Origin of the sequence: Pseudomonas baetica (assembly GCF_051216495.1) — a bacterium.
In the GTDB taxonomy this organism is placed as follows: Bacteria; Pseudomonadota; Gammaproteobacteria; order Pseudomonadales; family Pseudomonadaceae; genus Aquipseudomonas; species Aquipseudomonas baetica_B.
In genome coordinates this window covers 43319-63063 of record NZ_JBPKAM010000031.1, presented here as the reverse complement: position 1 = coordinate 63063, position 19745 = coordinate 43319, and the positions used below count along the sequence as shown (strand labels likewise).

18 protein-coding genes are annotated in these 19745 nt (G+C 61.2%); 4 read left to right on the top strand and 14 right to left on the bottom strand.

What is annotated here, in order from left to right; translation table 11 throughout:
- Positions 1-177: 177 nt before the first annotated feature.
- Together ACSFE6_RS13620 and ACSFE6_RS13615 are read right to left on the bottom strand one after the other, a co-directional pair.
- Positions 178-1959: an acyl-CoA dehydrogenase C-terminal domain-containing protein gene (locus ACSFE6_RS13620; protein WP_435428094.1), complete on the bottom strand. Its 1782-nt coding sequence runs from the start codon at positions 1957-1959 to the stop codon at positions 178-180.
- Positions 1956-3191, bottom strand: a complete 1236-nt coding sequence (locus tag ACSFE6_RS13615; RefSeq protein ID WP_435428093.1) for a 3-hydroxyacyl-CoA dehydrogenase family protein — start codon at positions 3189-3191, stop codon at positions 1956-1958. The genes ACSFE6_RS13620 and ACSFE6_RS13615 overlap by 4 nt, the downstream gene beginning before the upstream one ends.
- 78 nt (positions 3192-3269) lie before the next feature.
- On the opposite strand from ACSFE6_RS13615, the gene ACSFE6_RS13610 reads away from it, so the two are divergent.
- Positions 3270-4214, top strand: coding sequence for a LysR family transcriptional regulator (locus ACSFE6_RS13610; RefSeq protein ID WP_435428092.1), 945 nt, complete (start codon positions 3270-3272; stop codon positions 4212-4214).
- Here ACSFE6_RS13610 and ACSFE6_RS13605 read toward each other — a convergent pair.
- The 8 genes from ACSFE6_RS13605 to ACSFE6_RS13570 all read right to left on the bottom strand — a co-directional run bounded on the left by ACSFE6_RS13605 (position 4183) and on the right by ACSFE6_RS13570 (position 13593).
- Complete coding sequence (locus ACSFE6_RS13605) at positions 4183-6144, bottom strand: potassium transporter Kup (RefSeq protein ID WP_435428091.1); 1962 nt, start codon at positions 6142-6144, stop codon at positions 4183-4185. The two genes, ACSFE6_RS13610 and ACSFE6_RS13605, sit on opposite strands and share 32 nt — an antisense overlap.
- Before the next feature lie 260 nt (positions 6145-6404).
- The gene (locus tag ACSFE6_RS13600) at positions 6405-7028 is read right to left on the bottom strand and encodes an NIPSNAP family protein (protein ID WP_435428090.1); all 624 of its coding nucleotides are present in this window, start codon (positions 7026-7028) and stop codon (positions 6405-6407) included.
- Positions 7029-7155: 127 nt separating this feature from the next.
- Positions 7156-8172: a succinylglutamate desuccinylase gene (locus ACSFE6_RS13595; protein ID WP_435428089.1), complete on the bottom strand. Its 1017-nt coding sequence runs from the start codon at positions 8170-8172 to the stop codon at positions 7156-7158.
- Between the two features lie 51 nt (positions 8173-8223).
- Positions 8224-9213, bottom strand: coding sequence for a DMT family transporter (locus ACSFE6_RS13590; RefSeq protein WP_435428088.1), 990 nt, complete (start codon positions 9211-9213; stop codon positions 8224-8226).
- The gene (locus tag ACSFE6_RS13585) at positions 9213-9911 is read right to left on the bottom strand and encodes an ABC transporter permease (protein ID WP_435428087.1); all 699 of its coding nucleotides are present in this window, start codon (positions 9909-9911) and stop codon (positions 9213-9215) included. The genes ACSFE6_RS13590 and ACSFE6_RS13585 overlap by 1 nt, the downstream gene beginning before the upstream one ends.
- Positions 9912-9929: 18 nt before the next feature.
- Positions 9930-10643, bottom strand: a complete 714-nt coding sequence (locus tag ACSFE6_RS13580; protein ID WP_435428086.1) for an ABC transporter permease — start codon at positions 10641-10643, stop codon at positions 9930-9932.
- Between the two features lie 134 nt (positions 10644-10777).
- On the bottom strand, positions 10778-11560 hold the full coding sequence (locus ACSFE6_RS13575) for a transporter substrate-binding domain-containing protein (RefSeq protein ID WP_435428085.1): 783 nt from the start codon (positions 11558-11560) through the stop codon (positions 10778-10780).
- 29 nt (positions 11561-11589) lie between these two features.
- Positions 11590-13593 (bottom strand): aminotransferase class I/II-fold pyridoxal phosphate-dependent enzyme, encoded by a 2004-nt coding sequence (locus ACSFE6_RS13570; RefSeq protein ID WP_435428084.1) that lies wholly within the window; start codon positions 13591-13593, stop codon positions 11590-11592.
- A gap of 311 nt (positions 13594-13904) precedes the next feature.
- Here ACSFE6_RS13570 and ACSFE6_RS13565 point away from each other — a divergent pair, with 311 nt between their 5' ends.
- From ACSFE6_RS13565 to ACSFE6_RS13555, 3 genes are read left to right on the top strand one after another with little or no spacing between them, the layout of a single operon-like run.
- Positions 13905-15434, top strand: coding sequence for a TolC family protein (locus ACSFE6_RS13565; protein ID WP_435428083.1), 1530 nt, complete (start codon positions 13905-13907; stop codon positions 15432-15434).
- Complete coding sequence (locus ACSFE6_RS13560) at positions 15427-16560, top strand: HlyD family secretion protein (protein WP_435428082.1); 1134 nt, start codon at positions 15427-15429, stop codon at positions 16558-16560. Before ACSFE6_RS13565 ends, ACSFE6_RS13560 begins: the two co-directional genes overlap by 8 nt.
- A 53-nt stretch (positions 16561-16613) precedes the next feature.
- Complete coding sequence (locus ACSFE6_RS13555) at positions 16614-17642, top strand: DUF2955 domain-containing protein (protein WP_435428081.1); 1029 nt, start codon at positions 16614-16616, stop codon at positions 17640-17642.
- A 68-nt stretch (positions 17643-17710) separates the two neighbouring features.
- On the opposite strand, the gene ACSFE6_RS13550 is transcribed toward ACSFE6_RS13555, so the two are convergent.
- From ACSFE6_RS13550 to ACSFE6_RS13535, 4 genes are read right to left on the bottom strand one after another with little or no spacing between them, the layout of a single operon-like run.
- Positions 17711-18166 carry a hypothetical protein gene (locus ACSFE6_RS13550; RefSeq protein ID WP_435428080.1) on the bottom strand — a complete coding sequence of 152 codons (456 nt, stop codon included), beginning with the start codon at positions 18164-18166 and terminating at the stop codon, positions 17711-17713.
- Between the two features lie 44 nt (positions 18167-18210).
- Positions 18211-18558: a Rieske (2Fe-2S) protein gene (locus ACSFE6_RS13545; protein WP_435428079.1), complete on the bottom strand. Its 348-nt coding sequence runs from the start codon at positions 18556-18558 to the stop codon at positions 18211-18213.
- Positions 18559-18560: 2 nt separating this feature from the next.
- Entirely contained in the window at positions 18561-18869 is a 309-nt protein-coding gene (locus ACSFE6_RS13540; protein WP_435428078.1) for a YciI family protein, read from the bottom strand.
- A gap of 3 nt (positions 18870-18872) precedes the next feature.
- Positions 18873-19745 carry a dioxygenase gene (locus tag ACSFE6_RS13535; protein ID WP_435428077.1) on the bottom strand — a complete coding sequence of 291 codons (873 nt, stop codon included), beginning with the start codon at positions 19743-19745 and terminating at the stop codon, positions 18873-18875.

Below are 19745 nucleotides of genomic sequence, written 5' to 3'. Positions count from 1 at the left end.
CCCCCCCTCTCCCCCCCCCCCCCCCCCCCCCCCCCCCCCCCCCCCCCCCCCCCCCCCCCCCCCCCCCCCCCCCCCCCCCCCCCCCCCCCCCCCCCCCCCACAGGGGATAAGCGGCTCAGCGCCGCCCGAAGCGCTTGAGGTATCGGTACTGGACGGTAGTGTTGAAATTGCGCAGGGTCAGAACGCGAAATCAGTTTCCGGCATGGCCATCAGGCAACTGGCACCGGCGAGCAACGATTCGCGATGAGCACCAGCCCGTGGCAACACCCGGCGCAAGTAGAAGTCCGCCGATTGCAGCTTGGCCCGGTAGAACGCCGCCTCCCCGGTGCCCGCCGCCAGCGCTTCACTGGCGCGCACGGCCGCTTGCAGCCACAGGGCGGCCAACAACACGTAAGCCGAGTAGGCGAGAAAATCCACCGATACCGCTCCGATTTCCTCCGGATCACGGCGACAGGCTTGCAGCACCGAATTGCTCAGTGCTCGCCACTCTTCCAGGCGTAGCCCTACCCGCTCGGCCATCTCCGGTTGTGACGTGGCCTGATGGACCTGCGCGGCCAACTCATCAATCAATGCAGTGAGCTCGCTGCCGCCGTCACCCAACAACTTGCGGCGAATCAGGTCCAGCGCCTGGATGCCGTTGGTGCCCTCGTAAAGCTGGGTGATGCGACTGTCGCGCATCAATTGCTCCATGCCCCATTCGCGGATAAACCCGTGACCGCCGTACAACTGCACGCCAAGGCTGGCCACCTCCTGACCGCAATCGGTAAAGAACGCCTTGACCATTGGAATCAGCAAGGCGGCGCGACGGGTCGCGGCTTCACGGACCGTCGCATCGCTGGCGCCATGCTCCAGATCCAGTTGCCGGGCGGTATAGGCCGCAAGCATGCGACAGCCTTCGCTGAGGGTCTTCTGGGTCAACAGCATGCGCCGCACATCCGGGTGAACGATAATCGGGTCGGCTGGCTGATCCGGTGCCACGGGCCCCGTGATCGCCCGTGATTGCAAGCGTTCACGGGCATAGGCCAAGCCGCCCTGAAACGCAGCCTCGGCGATGCCCAATCCTTGGAGCCCGACCTGAAAGCGCGCATCGTTCATCATGGTGAACATGCAGGCCAGGCCCTGATTTGGCTGGCCGACCAGCCAACCGGTGGCGCCATCGAAGTTCATCACGCAGGTCGAGGCGCCCTTGATGCCCATCTTGTGCTCCAGCGCACCACAGCTCAGGGTGTTGCGTTCGCCGGGCGAACCATCGGGGTTGAGCAAACGCTTGGGCACCAGGAACAGGCTGATTCCCTTTACACCCTGCGGTGCGTCGGGCAATCGAGCCAGCACCAGATGAATGATGTTGTCACTGAGGTCCTGCTCGCCGCCGCTGATGAAGATCTTGTTGCCGCTGAGTCGATAACTGCCATCGGCGTGGGGTTGGGCGCGAGTGCGTAGCAGCGCCAGGTCGGTCCCCGCCTGAGGTTCGGTCAGGCACATGGTGCCGGTCCACTCGCCGCTGACCAGTCGCGCTAGATAGCGCTGCTTGAGTTCGGCGCTGCCATGGCGATCGAGGGCCAGCACCGTGCCTTCGGTCAGCCCTGAGTAGACGCGAAACGACAACGACGCGCTCATCAGCATTTCGTGGAAGCTCGCCGAGAGCATTTGCGCAAAGCCCTGGCCGCCGAACGCCACCGGCCCGGTCATGCTGGCCCAGCCTTGCTGGACGAATAGTTTGTAGGCTTCGCGAAAGCCATCCGGCGTGGTCACTTCACCGTCCTGCAAGCGACAGCCTTGTTCGTCACTGTTGCGGTTGAGCGGCGCCACGACTTCGGCGGCGAACCGTGCGGCTTCTTCCAGCACGCCGTCGATAGTCTCGCGATCCAGGTCGTTGCCCAGTTGCTGGCAATGGCCGGTCACGTCGAACAGTTCGTGCAGGACAAAACGCATATCGCGCAGGGGAGCCTGATAGTTCATGCCAGGCCCCCCACGTCCGCAAAGCGTTTGCCTGTCGCGGCCAATCGGGCAATCAGCGGTGCCGGATTCCAGTGTTCGCCGTGCATCTGCTGCAAACGCTCCAGACGCTGTTGGATCGAGGCCAGACCTTGGGCGTCGGCCCAGCTCATAGGACCGCCCACTGCCGGCGGGAAGCCATAACCATTGAGGTACACCAGGTCGATGTCATGGCTGTTGTCCGCGATATTTTCCTGAAGAATCTTCGCCCCTTCGTTGACCAGTGCCAGCAGGCCGCGCTCGACTATTTCCGGATCGTTGATTGGCCGGCGGCGATAGCCCAGTCCACTGGCAATGCGCTCGATCAGCACATCGACCTCAGCGTCATGCCCGGCGTCGCGACTGCCCTCGGCATATTGGTAATAGCCCCGGCCGGCCTTCTGGCCAAAGCGGCCGAGGTCACACAGGGCGTTGTCCACTTGCACCAGCGGACTGTCCATGCCCTGCCCGGCCAGTTGCCGGGCGCGCCATTCCAGGTCGACACCGACCACGTCGTACATGCGAAACGGTCCCATGGCAAAACCGAAGGCCTGCAAGGCGCCGTCCACCTGCTGCGGCAGTGCGCCTTCAAGGAGCATCTTGCGCGCCTCGTCGGCGTAGGTCTTGAGCATGCGGTTGCCGATGAAGCCACGGCAGTTACCGGCCACCACTGCGATTTTGCCCAGGCGTTCGCCCAATCGCTTGGCCTGCGCCAGTACGTCTGTCGAGGTGTGCGCGCCACGGACGATTTCCAGCAGCTTCATGATGTGTGCCGGGCTGAAGAAATGCAGGCCCAGCACCTGTTCGGGGCGTCGGGTGACCGAGGCAATGGCGTCGATATCGAGCGCCGAGGTGTTACTGGCCAGGATCGCGCCGGGATTGAGGGTGCTGTCCAGGGTGCGGAAGATTTCCTGCTTCAGCTCAAGGTTCTCGTACACCGCCTCGATCACCAGATCGACGTCGGCCAGCGCGGCATAGCTGTCCACCGCCTGCACGCGGGCCAGGTTCCGCTCAGCCTGCTCTTCACTGATACGGCCCTTGACCACCTGTTGGGCCCAGGTATCGGCAGCCATTTTCAGGCCGGCAGTCACCATCTGCGCATTGGCGTCCAGCCACAACACCGCAATACCGGCACTGGCCAGGCTGATGACAATGCCCCGGCCCATGGTCCCGGCGCCTACGACGGCGGCTTGTTGCACTTCAAATCCGTTGCTCACACGCATGCTCCCAAGTTGAAAAGAAGGATTGCCGACACCCTAAGCAGCTGCCTACTATTTGAGAAATTTCATTTTCATATGCGTGATATTTGCAAATTGAATACAACTAATTTCGATCTCAACCTGCTGCGTATCCTTGACGTATTGCTGCGCGAACAGAACGTCTCGCGCGCCGCTGAACGCCTGGCGCTCAGCCAGCCGACCGTGAGCAACGCGTTGGCGCGCCTGCGCGAGCTGCTTGATGATCCGTTGCTGGTGCGCATCGGCCGGCGTATGCAACCGACGCCCAAGGCCCTGGCGCTGGAAGGTCCGATTCGCTCGGCGCTGCAACAGATCGAACAGACCCTCAACGTCGACGAAAGCTTCGACCCGCGCTCAAGTCGCCAGACGTTCCGCATTGCCATGACCGATTTCGTCGAACAGCTGTGTATGCCGAGCCTGCTGAGGCGCTTGCAGGACTGCGCGCCGAACCTGCGTCTGGACATCGCGCCACTGGCGCCCAGCTTGCCGGTCGATGCCCTGGACCGCGGTCATCTCGATTTGGTGCTGGGCCGCTTCGACGAAATTCCTGCGCGCTTCGTCCGTCATCACTGGCGCAGCGAAACCCTGCAAGTCGCCTTGCGCCGTGACCATCCGCTGGTTACCGGCGCGCTGGACCTGGAGACCTTCCTGCGCCTGCGTCATCTGTGGGTACACGGCGGCCAGACCCGCGGCATGGTCGATCAATGGCTGGGTGAACAAGGACTGTCGCGGCAGATCGTTTACACCACACCCAACTACCTGCAGGCGGCGCATCTGGTGGCGGCATCTGATCTTTGCGTGGTGTTGCCGACCCAACTGGCGCGCAACTTTGCAACGATGCTGCCGTTACAGCTGCACGATTTGCCGTTTGCCCTGGAAGCTTTTGAGCTGGATCTGGTGTACCTGGCCCAGCGCCGACAGGACCCGGCACTGGGCTGGTTGGTGGGGGAAATGTTGCAAATCGGAAAAGTTACATCTCAACCTGCGTGCCAAGCTCTATGACCCTGTTGAGCGGCAAATTGAAGTATTTCAGGTTGCTATTGGCATTCTTGAGCAGAAAGGCGAACAGCCCCTCTCGCCAACGCGCCATGCCGATGCGTTTGGTAGGGATGACCGTCTCACGGCTGAGGAAATAAGTCGTGCGCATCGGGCTGAAGTCAAGCTCGGTCAAATGACAGAGACTCAGGGCAAGCGGGACATCCGGCTCCTCGATAAAACCAAAGTGCAGGCTGACGCGGAAGAAGCCTTCGCCATAGGATTGAACTTCGAACCGCCGCTCGGCTGCCACACGCGGCCTGTCTTCGGACACCACGGTCAGTAACACCACCTGCTCGTGTAACACCTGGTTATGCAGCAAGTTGTGCAGCAGCGCATGGGGCACCGCATCGGCCCTGGCCGTCAGAAACACGGCCGTGCCTTGCACGCGATGGGGAGGCTGTGCACGGAGGCTGCCGATGAACAGGGGTAATGGCAGTGTGGTTTCGTCCAGTCGCTCGACAATGATTTTCCTGCCCCGCTTCCAGGTCGTCATCAATATGAACAGGCCGATACCGGCAATCACCGGGAATGCACCACCCTGAAAAATCTTTGGCGCATTGGCCGCAAAGTACAGGCTGTCGACGATTAAAAAACCGAGCAGCATCGGAATCGCCAACCAGCGTGGGGTTTTCCAAAGGAGCAGGACGACCGCCGAGGACAGGAGGGTTGTGATCAACATGGTCCCAGTCACAGCCACGCCATAAGCGGCGGCCAAGGCACTGGACGACTCGAAACCGATCACCAGCAGCACGACACCGACCATCAATGCCCAGTTGACCGTACCGATGTAGATCTGACCCTGCTCCTGGCTGGAGGTGTGCTGAATGAACATGCGCGGGACGTAGCCCAGCTGAATCGCCTGGCGAGTCAGGGAGAAAGCCCCGGATATCACCGCTTGCGAAGCGATGATGGTGGCCAGGGTGGAAAGCGCGACCATCGGCAACAATGCCCAGTCAGGGGCGAGCAAGTAGAACGGGTTGCGTACCGCCTCCGGGTTCCCCAGGATCAAGGCGCCCTGGCCGAAATAATTGAGCACCAGGCCTGGCAACACCAAAAGAAACCACGCACGCGCGATAGGCTTGCGGCCAAAATGCCCCATGTCGGCATACAGCGCTTCAGCGCCGGTCAATGACAATACGACAGCACCCAGGATCGCCACACCGATGCCCGGATGAACCACGAAAAAATGCACGGCCCATGCCGGATTGAGCGCTTGCAGCACCTCTGGACGCTGCAAAATCCCATAGACGCCCAGCGCACCCAGCACCACAAACCACAACACCATCACCGGGCCGAACAAAATACCGATACGGGCTGTGCCATGTTTCTGAATCAGGAACAATGCCACCAGCACGATCACCGACAGCGGCACGACCCAGTGCTCGATCCCGTCAAAGGCAAGCTGCAAACCTTCAACAGCGGACAACACGGAAATGGCTGGCGTGATCATGCTGTCGCCATAGAAAAGCGCGGCACCGAACAGGCCAAGCAAAACCAATACTTTACTCATGTACGGATAAGGCGCCGACGCGCGACGAGCCAATGCTGTCAACGCCATGATCCCGCCCTCGCCCTGATTGTCGGCGCGAAGGACAAACAACACATACTTGATTGAAACGACCCAGATCAGCGACCAGAAAACCAACGAAAGGATGCCCAGCACGCCGTCGTGGTTAGCCTGAACGCCGTAATGTCCGCCGAAGACTTCCTTGAGCGTGTACAAGGGGCTGGTGCCAATATCGCCATAGACCACGCCGACAGCGGCGACGAGCAAACCGGCGGCTGATGTTTTGGCTTGAGCGTGTTCATGGGTAACGGTGGTGCTTTGACTCACGGCTAGCTTCTCTGTATTGAACAGCAACAGTGCATGGGAGCTTTGAGCGAGACGGGTCATCGACACCGTTCACAAGCCCCGGTGCCCTTTACGCAAACATTCAGACTTATTCAGAAAGCCAACAGTAAAAGGGCAAAACGCGCGGACGATAAAAAACGCCGCCAGTATCGTTTCGCACGAATTGGCCTACTGTAAAAAATGCGTAAAACTTTTACGCGGACGGGAAGACCCGATGCGAGAGGAGACAGCTGCCGAAAGCCCTCTGTGTGAATGCCTTCGGCAGTCTCTTGGTGGTTTGTCCTGGATTTGTCGCCAAGACGTCATTGCAACGGCGAAAACACCGCCGGCAGGTAAATAGTCGAACGCATGTCGCGCAGTTGCGGGCCCGAATTTTCCGGTGGCCACACGCCGTCCGCCACCGCCTGGGTGCGTACTTGCAGGCGCTGCTCCAGGGTTGTCCACGGCCAGATGTGCAGGTAGCGCGGCAGCGCACCATCAGTAGCATAAAAAGCTGCATACACCGGTGAGTACTGTTCGGCGGTGCGCGGCTCGATGGCCTTGGCCCAGCCATCCAGCGTTGGTTGCAGTCCAGCACTGATCAGATCGTAGACGCGCAGTTCATAGAACGGTCCATGCTTGCCGGCGCTCAAAGGCTTGAGGAACGGAAACAGGCTGTAGTTTTCGACCCGCAGGTCGGTGATGAACTCATTGATGCCGAAGGCCTTGCCGTCCAGCAAGAAGCGCTCGCGCTCCGCCTGGCGCGCGCTTTCGTCGGTGAAACCGCGCAGCACCGCGATCTGGTTCAACTGGCCGATTTCCGAGGCCCAGCAGCCGATCAACGTGCCGCCGACATCAGGTTCGGCCAGTGAAGATTCAATGCGCGCCAGCGCTTGTGTGACGGTGCGCACGCGTACCGTAAAGGTGATCAACTCAAACAACCGCATGACGGACTCCCCCATAAGCTGCAAATGCATCAGCCTATGCACACGCCAAACGGCTGGGTATTCGGGCGATCACTCTCCATGACGGTAAAAACCGCAGGCTCATAGGTAGTTTCTTTACGGCCGCGACCTAGTTCGGGTCCAGCAACCCGCCGCTCCAGTTCCGCGACAGACGACGGCCGGTGAACTTGGCCACCGCCATGCCCTGGGCGATCAAACGATCCCGGTAACGGGTGACCAGGCGCCCGGTCTGCTCGGCGTATAACACCACCTCTGATGTCGGATCGCCGGGGCGGCGCAGGATTCGCGCAAAGCGCTGGCCTTCTTCGACGACATCGCCCAGGTCCTTTTCAAAAATCAGCACGCCTGGCTGCGGTGCGAGGATGGTTTCCATGTGGCCCATTTCCACGGCTTCGACGGGCCAGTCAGTCCGCGGCACCGCTTCGTCGATCACACCAGATGCGCAGAGCCACGCATAAAGCCCCTCGGCATCCTGTCTGGCGAATCGATCGTCGACGTCGCCCTGCCCGCGCAACTCCAGGGTCGCGGCCATGCGCTGGTTGGTGCTACCGGCGCGCAGCCAGGGCGCGATGATGGTTTCCTCAAAGGAGCCGTCGTCGCCGTCATCCCAGATGATCGCCACGTCCATCTTCATTGCCGCCGCCAAACCAAGGCCCCGGGGCCAGAAGCTGCGGTGTACGTAGAGGTACGGCAGCGCTTCGTCATCGGTGTGCAGGTCTAACATCACGTCCGCCGGTGCCGCCAGTTGCACCAGTTCTTTTTGCCATTGCTGGACGACGGTGGACGGTCGCGCCATCGCCATCGACTGGTCGAAGCCACGGTTGAAGTTCTGCCCGGTCGCATCGTGGTAACGCCCCAGAATCCGACCCTGGCGAAACTGACCGATGCCCAGGGGATTGGCCTGCGGCACCACGGTCACGCTGCCTTTGAGCCGCCCCTCGGATTCGGCAACCTTGAGGCGCTCGATCAGTCGATGCAGCACCAGCATCCCGGCGATTTCATCGGCGTGCACCCCGGCCTGCAGGTGGACTTTCGGTCCATGGCCCCCCGCCCCGAAACGCCAGGCACTGACCTTTAACGTGTCACCGTTATTGTTGTGAATGCTGAACGAAACATCCTGCGCCATGGGCTTGCCTTCCCTTGAGACTGTTCACTTCATATCAGATGGAAAGTCGGTTTATCGACGTTGCTCGACGGGGTCTGGGTCGAGTGGTGCCTGAACCCCACCATCGGACTCCCTGTCTGTCGTTGCTGGATAAAGCGACTGCGACACGGAACATTCGGCGCCGACGACATCCTGCGCCGGGTGCCGGCCGAAAATCATCGCCAGGGTGCCGCTGACCGCGATCAGGCCGGCACCGATCACCAACGACACATCCATCAGCGTGCCCCAGATCAGGCTCGATAGCAGGAACGCCCAGATCAGCCCGGTGTATTCGAACGGCGCCAGGACGGTCGCGGTGGCGCGCTGGAAACTGGCAAACAACAGGAACTGTCCCATGCCGCCCATCAGTCCTGCGGCGAGCATGCCCAACCACGCCGGCGTCGGCGTCGGGGTGTGGGTCCAGGGCAACGCCACCGCCATGCAGATGACGAACACCACGTTGGTGATCAGCATCTGTTCCAGCACCGAAGTCTGGTCGTCGACCTGACGCAGCTGGATATAGGTGAACGCCCAGCACATCGCCGCCAGCAATGTCAGGACAATCGGCACCGGATCGGCCATGTTGCCGGGGCGACAGGCGATCACCACGCCGATAAAACCAATGATCAGGGCCAACCACTGCCAACTGCTGACACGCTCTTTGAGAATCGTCGTCGCCAGCACCGTGACCATGATCGGTGCCGAAAAATACAGGGTGGTCATTTCCGCCAGGGTCAGGTCCCGTGCCGCCGTGTAATACAGCAACCAGGCGGCAATCGACAGCAGGCCGCGGACCACCAGCAGACGTCGGCTGGAGGAGCGCCAGGCGCGCTGGACCAGTGACCAGCGTCCCACCAGCAGAACCGCGACGACTACGACAAGGGCGCGCCAGAACAGGATGGTAAACACCGAGTAATCGGCCACGAGCCACTTGATTCCGGCGTCTTGCAAGGACAGGAATGCGTAGCCCAAGGTGCACAGGCCAATGCCTTGCAACGAACGATCAACCTGAGTCTTGTTCATCATACGGACCTGCGAACCGGCGTCCCGCGACGCTCGGCAAAGGCGAATAACCCCTCGATCAGGAACGTCAGGCAGACGTACACCCCGGCCACCAGCAACAGCGGCTCATAGACTTGCAGCGTTTGGGCGCGAACGACGTTGGCCGCGCCCAACAGGTCGATCACCGCAATGGTCGAGGCCAGCGCCGTGGACTTGAGCAGCATCACGGTCTCCCCGGCCAGGGTCGGCAACAGCAGGCGCAAGGCCCTTGGCAAGCGCACTCGCAACAACGCCTGGCGCGGCGTCATGCCAAAGGCTGAAGCGGCTTCCATTTCGCCCTTGGGCACGGCCAGCAGGCCGCCACGGATCACTTCGCCGACATACGCGCCCACCGACACCACCAAGGCGAAGACGATGTACCAGTAGCCATCGCGCAGGTACGGCCAGAGAAAGCTGCCACGGATCAGCGGAAACTGCGCAAACAGGCTGCCGAGGCCGTAGTAGAAAATGTAGATCTGGATCAGCAGCGGCGTACCCCGAGTCACGCTGGTATAGAACAGGCTGACCTTGGCGATCAGTTTGTTTTTCGAGATCCGCGCCAGGGCGACCAGGACCGCCAGTACGAAACCGAGCAGGCTGGAAATCACCAGGATGGCAATGGTCGTTTGCAGCCCTCGGAGCAACAACGACGCGTATTCAAGGGTCCACGCTGGAATCATTTCATTGGCTCAGTCGGTTTAGTCAGCAAGAGGCATCCAGCGACGAACGCGTCGCTCCAGCCGTCCCGACAAATAGTTGGACACCAGTGTCACCGCGTAATACAGCGCGGCGGCGGTGAGATAGAACAGCAGGTAATGTCGCGTGGATCCCGCGCCTTGCTTGGCGGTGTACAGCAGTTCGTTGGTGCCGACCACGCTGATCAGCGCGCTGTCCTTGATCAGGTTGATCCACAGGTTGGCCATCCCCGCCATCGCATAGGGCGCCATGATCGGCAGCGTCACACGGCGGAACAGGCCAAAGCCGTGCAGGCCGAAGGCCTTCCCCGCTTCGATCTGGCCAAAGGGAATCGCCTGGATCGCCGCGCGAAAAATTTCCGATGCGTAGGCGCCCTGCACCAGGCCCAACACCACGATCGCGGCCAACGGACCGCTGACATTCACCGCGCCATAACCGAGCGCAGCGGCCAAGGAGTTAAGCAGCATGGAGCCGACATAGAACAGCAGCAAAATCAGCAACAACTCCGGCACTGCACGGAACAGCGTGGTATAGCCACGGGCCAGCGCTGCAATCGGTTTGGGCGCGCCCAGTTTGATGCATGCCACCACCAGACCGATGGCCAGCCCGAGCACAAAGGCCCCGGCCGAAATCTGCAGGGTCATCCAGAGCCCCTTGAGCAGCGCTGCGCCCCATCCTTGTTCGCCGAAACTGATCAAATCGAACATTGCTGGCATTTCAGTCTCCAGTAAGAGCACCACCGTTCCCCTGTAGGAGCGAGCTTGCTCGCGATGAACCAGAGGACACCGCGGGGTATCAGGTATCCCGCGTCATCGTTCACGACCATCGCGAGCAAGCTCGCTCCTACAGGTCAGAGTTTCGGTTTTACGCTGGTACCGAAGTAGTTCTGGGAAAGCTCGTCGTAATCTTTGCTGGCCAGCAGTTCAGTGATGGCCTTGTCGAGCCTGGCCTTGAGTTCGGTGTCATCCTTGCGAATACCGGCACCCACGCCCTTGCCGAACAGCGGGTCATAAGGAACGGTTGCCAGGTACTCCAGGCTGGCCGCATCCGGGGATTTCATGAACGCGGTCATGGCCGTACCGTCCGCCATCATCAGGTCGAGGCGACCGGCCACCATGTCGGCGTTGGCCGAGTCCTGGGTGTCGTAATACTTAACGTCGGCAATCTTTTCGTAATGGGCCTTGAGGAAACTGGCGCTGACCGTCGAGTTCTGCACGCCGATGGTCTTGCCCTTGAGATCATCCGGGTATTTGGCGATGGTCGTGCCCTTGGGCCCGACAATTCCCACCGGCGTGTCGTAGTAGGCCTTGCTGAAGGCGATCTGCTTTTCCCGCTCTTCAGTCACCGACATCGAAGAGAAGATCACGTCGATCTTCTTCGCCAACAGCGACGGGATGATCCCGTCCCAGGCGACTTCCTTGATCTCGCACTCGGCTTTCATTTCGCTGCACAACTTGTGGATCAGGTCGACCTCGAAGCCCTTCCATTCACCGTTCGCCTGCTTCTCGGTGTACGGCGGGTAAGGTTCGGCCGCCACCGCGAAGCGGATCGGTTGCGCCTGCGCCGCACTCATGCCGGCCAGCATCAAGCAGGCCGCGCCGGTGATCCAGTTTGCCAAACGTCGATTTCCCATGGTGTTTGCCCCGTCTTTTTATGTTGTTTTTAGCGAGTCTGATGAGCATTGACGAATTGACGGCAACGCTCGCTGCGTGGGTGTACGAACACTTCGTCCGGCGAACCGGTTTCCTCGATCAGGCCTTGATGAAGAAAGGCGACTTTGGAAGAGACATCGCGTGCGAAGGCCATTTCATGGGTCACCAGGATCATGGTCCGGCCTTCTTCGGCGAGCGAGCGGATCACCCGCAGCACTTCCCCGACCAGTTCCGGGTCGAGTGCCGAGGTGGGTTCATCGAACAGCATGACCTTGGGCCGCATGGCCAGGGCCCGGGCAATGGCCACCCGTTGCTGCTGTCCCCCGGACAGAAACGCCGGGTACTCGTTGCGCTTGGCCGCCAGCCCCACGCGTTCGAGCAAGGCTTCGGCACGCTCGGTGGCCTCCGCCTTGCTTTCACGCAGGACCTGGGTTGGCGCTTCGATCAGGTTTTCCAGCACCGTGCGATGGGGCCAGAGGTTGAAGTTCTGGAACACCATGCCCAGGCTGGAACGAATGCGTACAAGCTGTTTGGCATCGGACACCAGCGGTGCACCGGGACGAGTGTGGTTCAGGTGGATGCTTTCGCCGTCCACCAGAATGCGCCCTTGATCCGGCACTTCGAGCATATTGATGCAGCGCAGCAGCGTGCTTTTGCCCGAACCGCTGGCGCCAATCAGCGAGATCACCTCGCCTTCGCGGGCCGTCAGGGACACACCCTTGAGCACCTCGATATTGCCGAAACGTTTGTGCAGTTGCTCGACCTCGATCATGGTCCGGGCCGCGATCGGTTCGGGTTTCGCTTCACAGGTCACGCGACCGATGACCGGACGCGGCGACTCGCCCTTGAGCACCCGGACAAAATCGCGAATACGCTGGCAGGCTTCGGTCAGCCGCTCCTCACCCAGGGTGAAGGACAACCGCACAAACCCTTGGGACGGTTCACCGAAGGCTGCGGCGTCGAGTACTGACACCCTCGCCTCGCGCAACAGGCGCCAGGCGAATTCCAGCGACGTCAGGCCGGTGGCGCGTACGTCCACCAACACGAACATGCCGGCATCGGGTTTGAGCACGCTAATGCCCGGGCAATCCGCCAGTCCCGCCACCACCAGGTCGCGACGACGGCGATAGATATCGCGCATGCCTTGGCTGACCTCATCGTGAGCCTCCACGGCCTTGAGCGCGGCTTCCATGACAAACCCCGGCAAGCCGTAAAGCATACTCAACACCAGGGTTTCGACATGGGCGACCAGGTCGGGATTGGCCACGACCCAGCCGATTCGCCATCCGGTCATGGCGTGGGATTTCGACAGGCTGCCGATCACCACGCAACGCTCGGCCATGCCCGGCAGGGCGGCCATGCTCAGATGCTCGCGCTCGAACCCCAGGCTTTCATAGACTTCGTCGACCACCACCCATAAATCATGGGCAATGGCCAGTTCGGCGATGGCTTGCAGCTCTTCGCGATTGAGCATCACGCCGGTGGGGTTATTAGGGTTGGACAGGAAAATCGCTCGGGTTCTCGGGGTGATGGCCTTGGCCAACACCGCCGCGTCGAGGCGAAAGTCATCGTCCGCCGAGCACGGCACCCTGACCAGCGTCGCGCCGGAGGCCTTGAGCGTCGCCTCGTACGTCACGTACATCGGGTCAAGGGCAATCTCCTCGTCACCCGCGCTGAGCAGGCACATCGAAGTGGCGAACAAGGCGTTCTGCGCCCCGGCCACGGTAATCACGTTGTCGGCTTGCAGCTCGCGACCGAACAATTTGCCGTAACGGGCAGCGATGGCTTCACGCAAGGCCGGGCGGCCTGCAACTTCGGTGTAGTGGGTGTCACCTTCGCGCAGCGCGTGGATGGCGGCATCGGTGATGAAATCAGGGGTGGGGAAATCCGGATCGCCGACGCTGAGGACGATCACATCCTCGCCCCGGCCTCGCGCTTCATTTGCTGCGTAGTGAATATCCCAAGCGGCCACGCCCTGGCCCGATATCCGCTCAACAAAGGGTGAAAACCGCATGCCAGTGCCTCGTTCAAAATGAAGAAACGCAAGCCCGCAACCAGCCGGGAAGAAAGGTGGAACGAACATAGTCCAGGCTGAACACTCGTTCAATAGAAAACTGAGGAGGGTTCGCGTTCAGCGCAAACAGGTCGTTTTTACGACAGTCACGGCGTTTTTATTCATCTGGTCGTTCAATCAAACTCTGCGTGAGCGGCCTGTGTGGCGAAGGCCTGATCTCCTCGCCACACAGGTGCGCTTGCACAAAGTGGATATCCTCCCGACGCCCAGCCGTCTATGCTGCTGTGATATTCCTTGGTCGGAAACGCACGATGCGTCCAGGTCTCAACCCGTTACTTTTATGCGCTGCACTTGCCCTCGGAGGCTGCGTACGGTTGGGGCCGGATTTCCAACCGCCCGCCGAACCCTGGGTCGATCACTGGAATACGCCGAACCTCGACCACGCCAGTCAACGAGCGCTGCAACCGGACATCCGCCAGTGGTGGGAGATTTTTGCCGATCCGACCCTGGACCAATTGATCGCCGAAGCCGACGCAAATAATTCCAGCCTCAAGATCATTGGCTTGCGGGTCATGGAAGCGCGTGCGCAATTGGGCATTGCCGAAAGCGGCCGCTACCCGCAACTGCAGCAGCTCAGTGCCGACAGCGTATATGTCCATCGCGATCAATCCGGTGGGCGTAATCCGGTAGACAGCCGTTTCTGGCAGCACAGCGCCGGCTTCGATGTGGGCTGGGAACTGGATTTCTGGGGCCGCTTCAGCCGTGCCATCGAGGCGTCCGATGCCGCCTATTTCGCCGCAGAGGCCAACTATGACGATGCCCTTGTCCTGCTTCGTGCGCAGGTGGCCGACAGCTACTTTCTTCTGCGCACCACCCAGGCCCGTTTGCGGGTGGCCGAAGAAAACGCCCGCCAGCAGCAACGCAATTATGAGATCACCGAAAAACTGTTCAAGAGCGGTCAGACCGCCGAACTTGACCTGCAACAAGCCAAGACCCAATACCTTGGCACCCTGAGCAGCATCCCCGTCCTGCAAGATCAGCTGGTGCGTTTGCGTAATGCCCTGGCAGTACTGATCGGTCAGCCACCGGGAGAATTGCCGCTGGTGGTGGAGAACAACAGTTTGATTCCGCTGGTGGATCGCGCCGTGCTGCAGGATGTGCCGGCGCAACTGCTGCTGCGCCGTCCCGACGTGCGCGCCGCCGAGTTGAATGTCGCCGCGCAGTCGGCGCTGGTGGGCGTTGCCGAAACCGACTTCTACCCGTCACTGAGCCTGCTCGGCAGCATCGTCTGGTCCACCGACACCTTGAGCGGCAGCTCCCGCAGCCTCGACCTGGTCGGTGGCCCGAGCCTGCGCTGGAATGTGTTCGACTACGGCCGCATCAGCAACAACGTGCGGGTGCAGGATGCGCGCTTGCAACAGCTGATCGAAGCCTATCGCGACAAGGTGCGCCAGGCCGCGCGCGAGGCGGACGATGCCGCCAACGGTCTGACCCAGGCCTTGCAGCGTGAACGCATCCTGCGTGAAGCCGAAGGCGCGGCGAAACGCTCGCTGGAGCTGGCCAACACGCTGTATCGCGAGGGGTATTCGGACTTTCAGCGGGTGCTCGATGCCCAGCGTGCGCTGCTCGATACCCAAGACAGCTACCTGGTCAGCCGTAGTGACGCGGTGAGTAACGTGATTGCTCTGTACAAGGCCCTCGGCGGTGGCTGGTACAGCGCCCAGGCCAAAGTCGACCCGGCGACACGCCGGCAAATGGAACAACGCACCGACTGGGGCGACCTGCTGTCCGAGCCCCAACCCGCCTCCTCCTATCCTAACCCGGTAAGCCAACATGACTGACGCCGCGCCCTCTTCCTCCGACGCCCCGCCGCCAGCGCAGCCTGCCGCCGACCCGACAAAAAAGGGCATCAAATGGGTGCTGCTGCTGATCGTCCTGAGTCTGGCCTGGTATCTGCTGGCCGACCGTTTCACGCCGTATACGCAACAGGCACGGGTCGGTGCCTTCGTGATTCCGGTGGCGGCGGAAGTGGCCGGGCGGGTGATCCGCGTCAACGTGCGCAACAACCAGGATGTGAAGGCTGGGGACGTCATCTTCGAGGTCGACCCGCAGCCCTATCAAATCGCCGTCGACCGTGCCCGTGCCGACCTTGAATCGACCCGCCGACAGATCGGCGCCAGCACCGCCGGCATCGCGTCGGCGCAAGCCAACCTGCGGGCGGCACAGGCCAACGAACTCAAGGCCCGCCAGGACAATCAGCGGCTCGAAGGACTGTACCGCGAAGACCCCGGCACCATTTCCGTGCGCCTGCTGGAAGTCTCCCGCGCCAACCACGAAGCCGCCGTGAGCAAGGTCGCTGCCGCCCGAGCTGAAGTGCAGCGCGCCCGCGAAACGGAAGGCGGCAGCGAGGAGGACAACGCCAAACTGCGCAGCGCCGCCACCGCCCTGTCCAAGGCCGAACTGGACCTTTCCAACACCCAGGTGCGCGCGCGCTCGGCCGGTCTGATCACGGATTTGCGCACCGACGTCGGTCAGTTCGCGGCAGCGGGCAATCCGGTGATGACCCTGATCGCCATCCACGACGTGTGGATCAGTGCCGACATGACCGAGAACAACCTCGGCCTGGTCCAGGCCGAAACGCCGGTGTCGATCGTGCTGGATGCATTGCCCGGCAAAGTGTTCCAGGGCCGTGTGCGCAGTCTTGGCTATGGGGTCAGCGTGGGCCAACCCGCCCCTCCCGGCACCTTGCCCACGGTGCAAAACAGCCGCGACTGGCTGCGTCCGGCCCAGCGATTCCCGGTGATCATCGAGTTCTCGGCGGAGTCGCTGGTCATGCTGCGCGATAACCGCACCATCCGTGCCGGTGGCCAGGCCGAGGTCATGGCGTTCCCCGACGAAGGCAATCTGCTCAATCCGCTGGGCCGTGGGTTTCTGTGGCTGATGAGTTGGCTGTCCTATGTTTACTAAATCTTATGTTTACTAAATCTTATGTTTACTAAATCCTATGTGTACTAAGTGCCATGGCTATTAAGCCCCAACGCTCGCCAAGGACTCAGCGTGCCTTGCGCCTGGCCACCGGCACGGCCCTGTGCCTGGCCACCAGTTATGGCCTGGCATTACCGATTCCGTTTCTGGCACCGGTGTTGTGCGCGCTGTTGCTGGTATCGCTCAATCGTCCGCTGTCGTTAAAGGCCGCCGTGGTGCTGGGATTGGTGGCGATGCTGACCACCGGCGTCGGCCTGCTGCTGATTCCGCTGCTGCGTCACTACGGGCTCAGCGGTGTGCTGCTGATCGGGCTTTGTCTGTTCGCGGTGTTCGGGTTTGGCTTGAGGGGCGGCAATAGCCTGATCGTCACCTTGCTCGTGATCGGCCTGACCATGATTTCCTCGGCGGGATTTGCCGACTTCGATCTGGCGCTGACGGTCATCAAGGCGCTGGTCGCGGGGCTGCTATTGGCGATCATGGTCGGCGTGGTCAGCCATGGCTTGTTCCCCGAACCGGCCAATGCTCCTACCCCACCCGCCGCCCCGCCTTTGCCCGAGAACGAAGTCCACCGGGTGGCCCTGCGCGCCACACTGATCGTGATACCGGCGTTTCTGCTGGCGCTGATCGACCCGGCCAGTTACCTGCCCATCGTCCTCAAAGCGGTCAACCTGGGGCAACAGAGCTCCACCACCTCGGCGCGCAGCGCCGGCCGCGAGCTGGTCGGCTCGACCCTGCTCGGTGGTCTGCTGGCCATCCTGTTCTGGTCCGCGCTGAGCCTGTTCGTGCACCTGTGGATGTTCTTTTTGTGGATGCTGCTGTTCACCCTGCTACTGGCGCGCAAACTCTACGGCGTGAGTGCGGGGCGATTCAGCCCCGGATTCTGGCTCAACACCCTGATCACGCTGATCATTCTCCTTGGGCAGTCCGTGCAGGACAGCGCGGCGGGCAAAGACGTCTACACCGCGTTCGCGGTGCGCATGGCGCTGTTTATCGCGGTCACGCTGTATGCACTGCTGATGGTGCATGTGCTGGAGCAACACGAGAAAACCAGATCCTTCGGCTAGTGCACCCCTTGTGGGAGCGAGCAGGCTCGCTCCCACAGGTTTTGCATCCAGATTGACCGATATCAGGCTCAGGGATTGACCTGATACCCCTTGCCTTGCAGGCAACTGGTGTAGGCGCTCGAGGTGGTTGCAGCGCTTTCATTGCGTTGCGCCCGCCGGTCCTGACGCTGACGCGACCCTCCGACCACGGCGCCTACCGCGGCTGTCTCCTTGGCACGGTTCTGCCGATAATCCTGCTTGTTATCGTCGTCGACACGATCATAGAACTCGTCATGCTGACGCCCGCGCACTTGCGCCCCGGCAGCACCGGCAGCCGCGCCAACGGCAGCGCCCTTTATCCGGCCGCCGGACGGTGTCGATGTCGTGGAAGACGCCTGACTGGCGGCGATGCTGTTGCATTCGTTGATATCCAACTGCGTCTGTTGTGAACTCTGGCCTTTGAGCGGTGTTACGGTTTGGGCCCAGCCCTGGGCGCTGAAAACCGACAAGACGACGCACAGGCTGATGGGTGACAACCTTTTCATGGTGACCTCCGAAAGGGGTGGTTCACCCCTCAAAAGAGTGTAGATCACCCCTCCTCACCCACTTCCATAACCAGACTGTTTTCGACCCAACGGACCGGTACAGCCTCCAATTGCGCGCCCTTGCAGGGGCCGTCGATGCAATGGCCGTCCTCGAAACGAAACATCGCACTGTGATGCGCGCACATCAGGACTTTGCCGCGATAGGTACAGAACTCTTGCGGACGATAGTCCAGCGGCACCGAAAAATGCGGGCAACGATTGATGTACACCCACACCTGCTCGCCTTGGCGCACGGCAATCAGCCCGGCGGAATGCAGATGCCGATGGTGGGGTAAACCCAAAGCGCCGCCGTCAGCGATGTCTTCGCGTTGGCACAACGTGATCGTCGCCATGATCAGCCACGCATTTCCGGGTTGCCGAGGCTCCAGTGCCACGGGCGGATCTGGATGTTCGCAAACAGTCCGGCCCGTACGTAAGGATCGTCCTGCATGAACGCCTCCACCTCCGGCAGGCTGCCCGCCTCGATCACCAGTAACGTGCCGTTCATCCCGACGCCGGTTTCTTCGAGGGTCGGGCCACCGAACCGAACCACTACACGGTGCGTATCGGCACGTAAATGAGCCTGGTGACTGGGCCGCAATCGCTGACGCAAGGCCAGTGAATCCGGATGATCGGTGGCAAATACCGCAAAAAACTGGCCCATGATTCACACCGCTTCCATGACGAATTCGTAACACGCCCGCTTGAACGGCACCTGGATGTCCAGCTTTTCGGACACATCATCATGGCTGACCCGGTCTTCATAGATGACCTGTAACGACTGTTTGACGCCGAACACCGCATCGGACTCCAGATAGGGATCATCGTGGTTGAACAAGTGGGTCACGAGCTTGCGATAGCCCGGCACATCGATCATGAAATGCAGGTGCGCGGGCCGCCACGGGTGACGATTGGCGGCATCGAGCATACGTCCGACCGGGCCATCGGTGGGAATCGGGTAGCACACCGGGACAATCGTGCGTATGGCGAAATACCCCTCTGCATTGGTGCGATAGCGTCCGCGCAGGTTGCCGTACGGCTGTTCAGTGTCCTGGCCCGAGTACATGCCGTTTTCCGCCGTTTGCCAGACGTCAAGCACCGCGCCGGCCAGAGGGTTACCCGCGGTATCGACCACGCGACCGCGCACCAACGCCGTTTCGCCCGGCGTGAATGCCATGTTTTCGCCGAATTCCCGCTCAGGCATGCCTTCGATGTAGAAAGGCCCGAACACGGTCGTGTCGGTGGCATTGGCACTGTGCCGGTGGTTGATCGCATCGACCAGCATCGAAACGCCTAACGTATCCGATAGCAGGATAAATTCCTGGCGCACCAGGCCATCGCACTTGTGGCCGGTCTCGGTCAGAAAACGGATGCCTTCGAACCACTCCTGCTCGGTGAGTTCGACATCACTGACGAACGCGTGCAGGTGACGCACCAGGCTTTGCATGATCTGCTTGTACCGCGCATTCGGCGCGTCGCTGAAACTGTTCACCGCTTTTTCGGAGATCAGTGATTCGGTGATTCGGTCTTGATCGGTCAT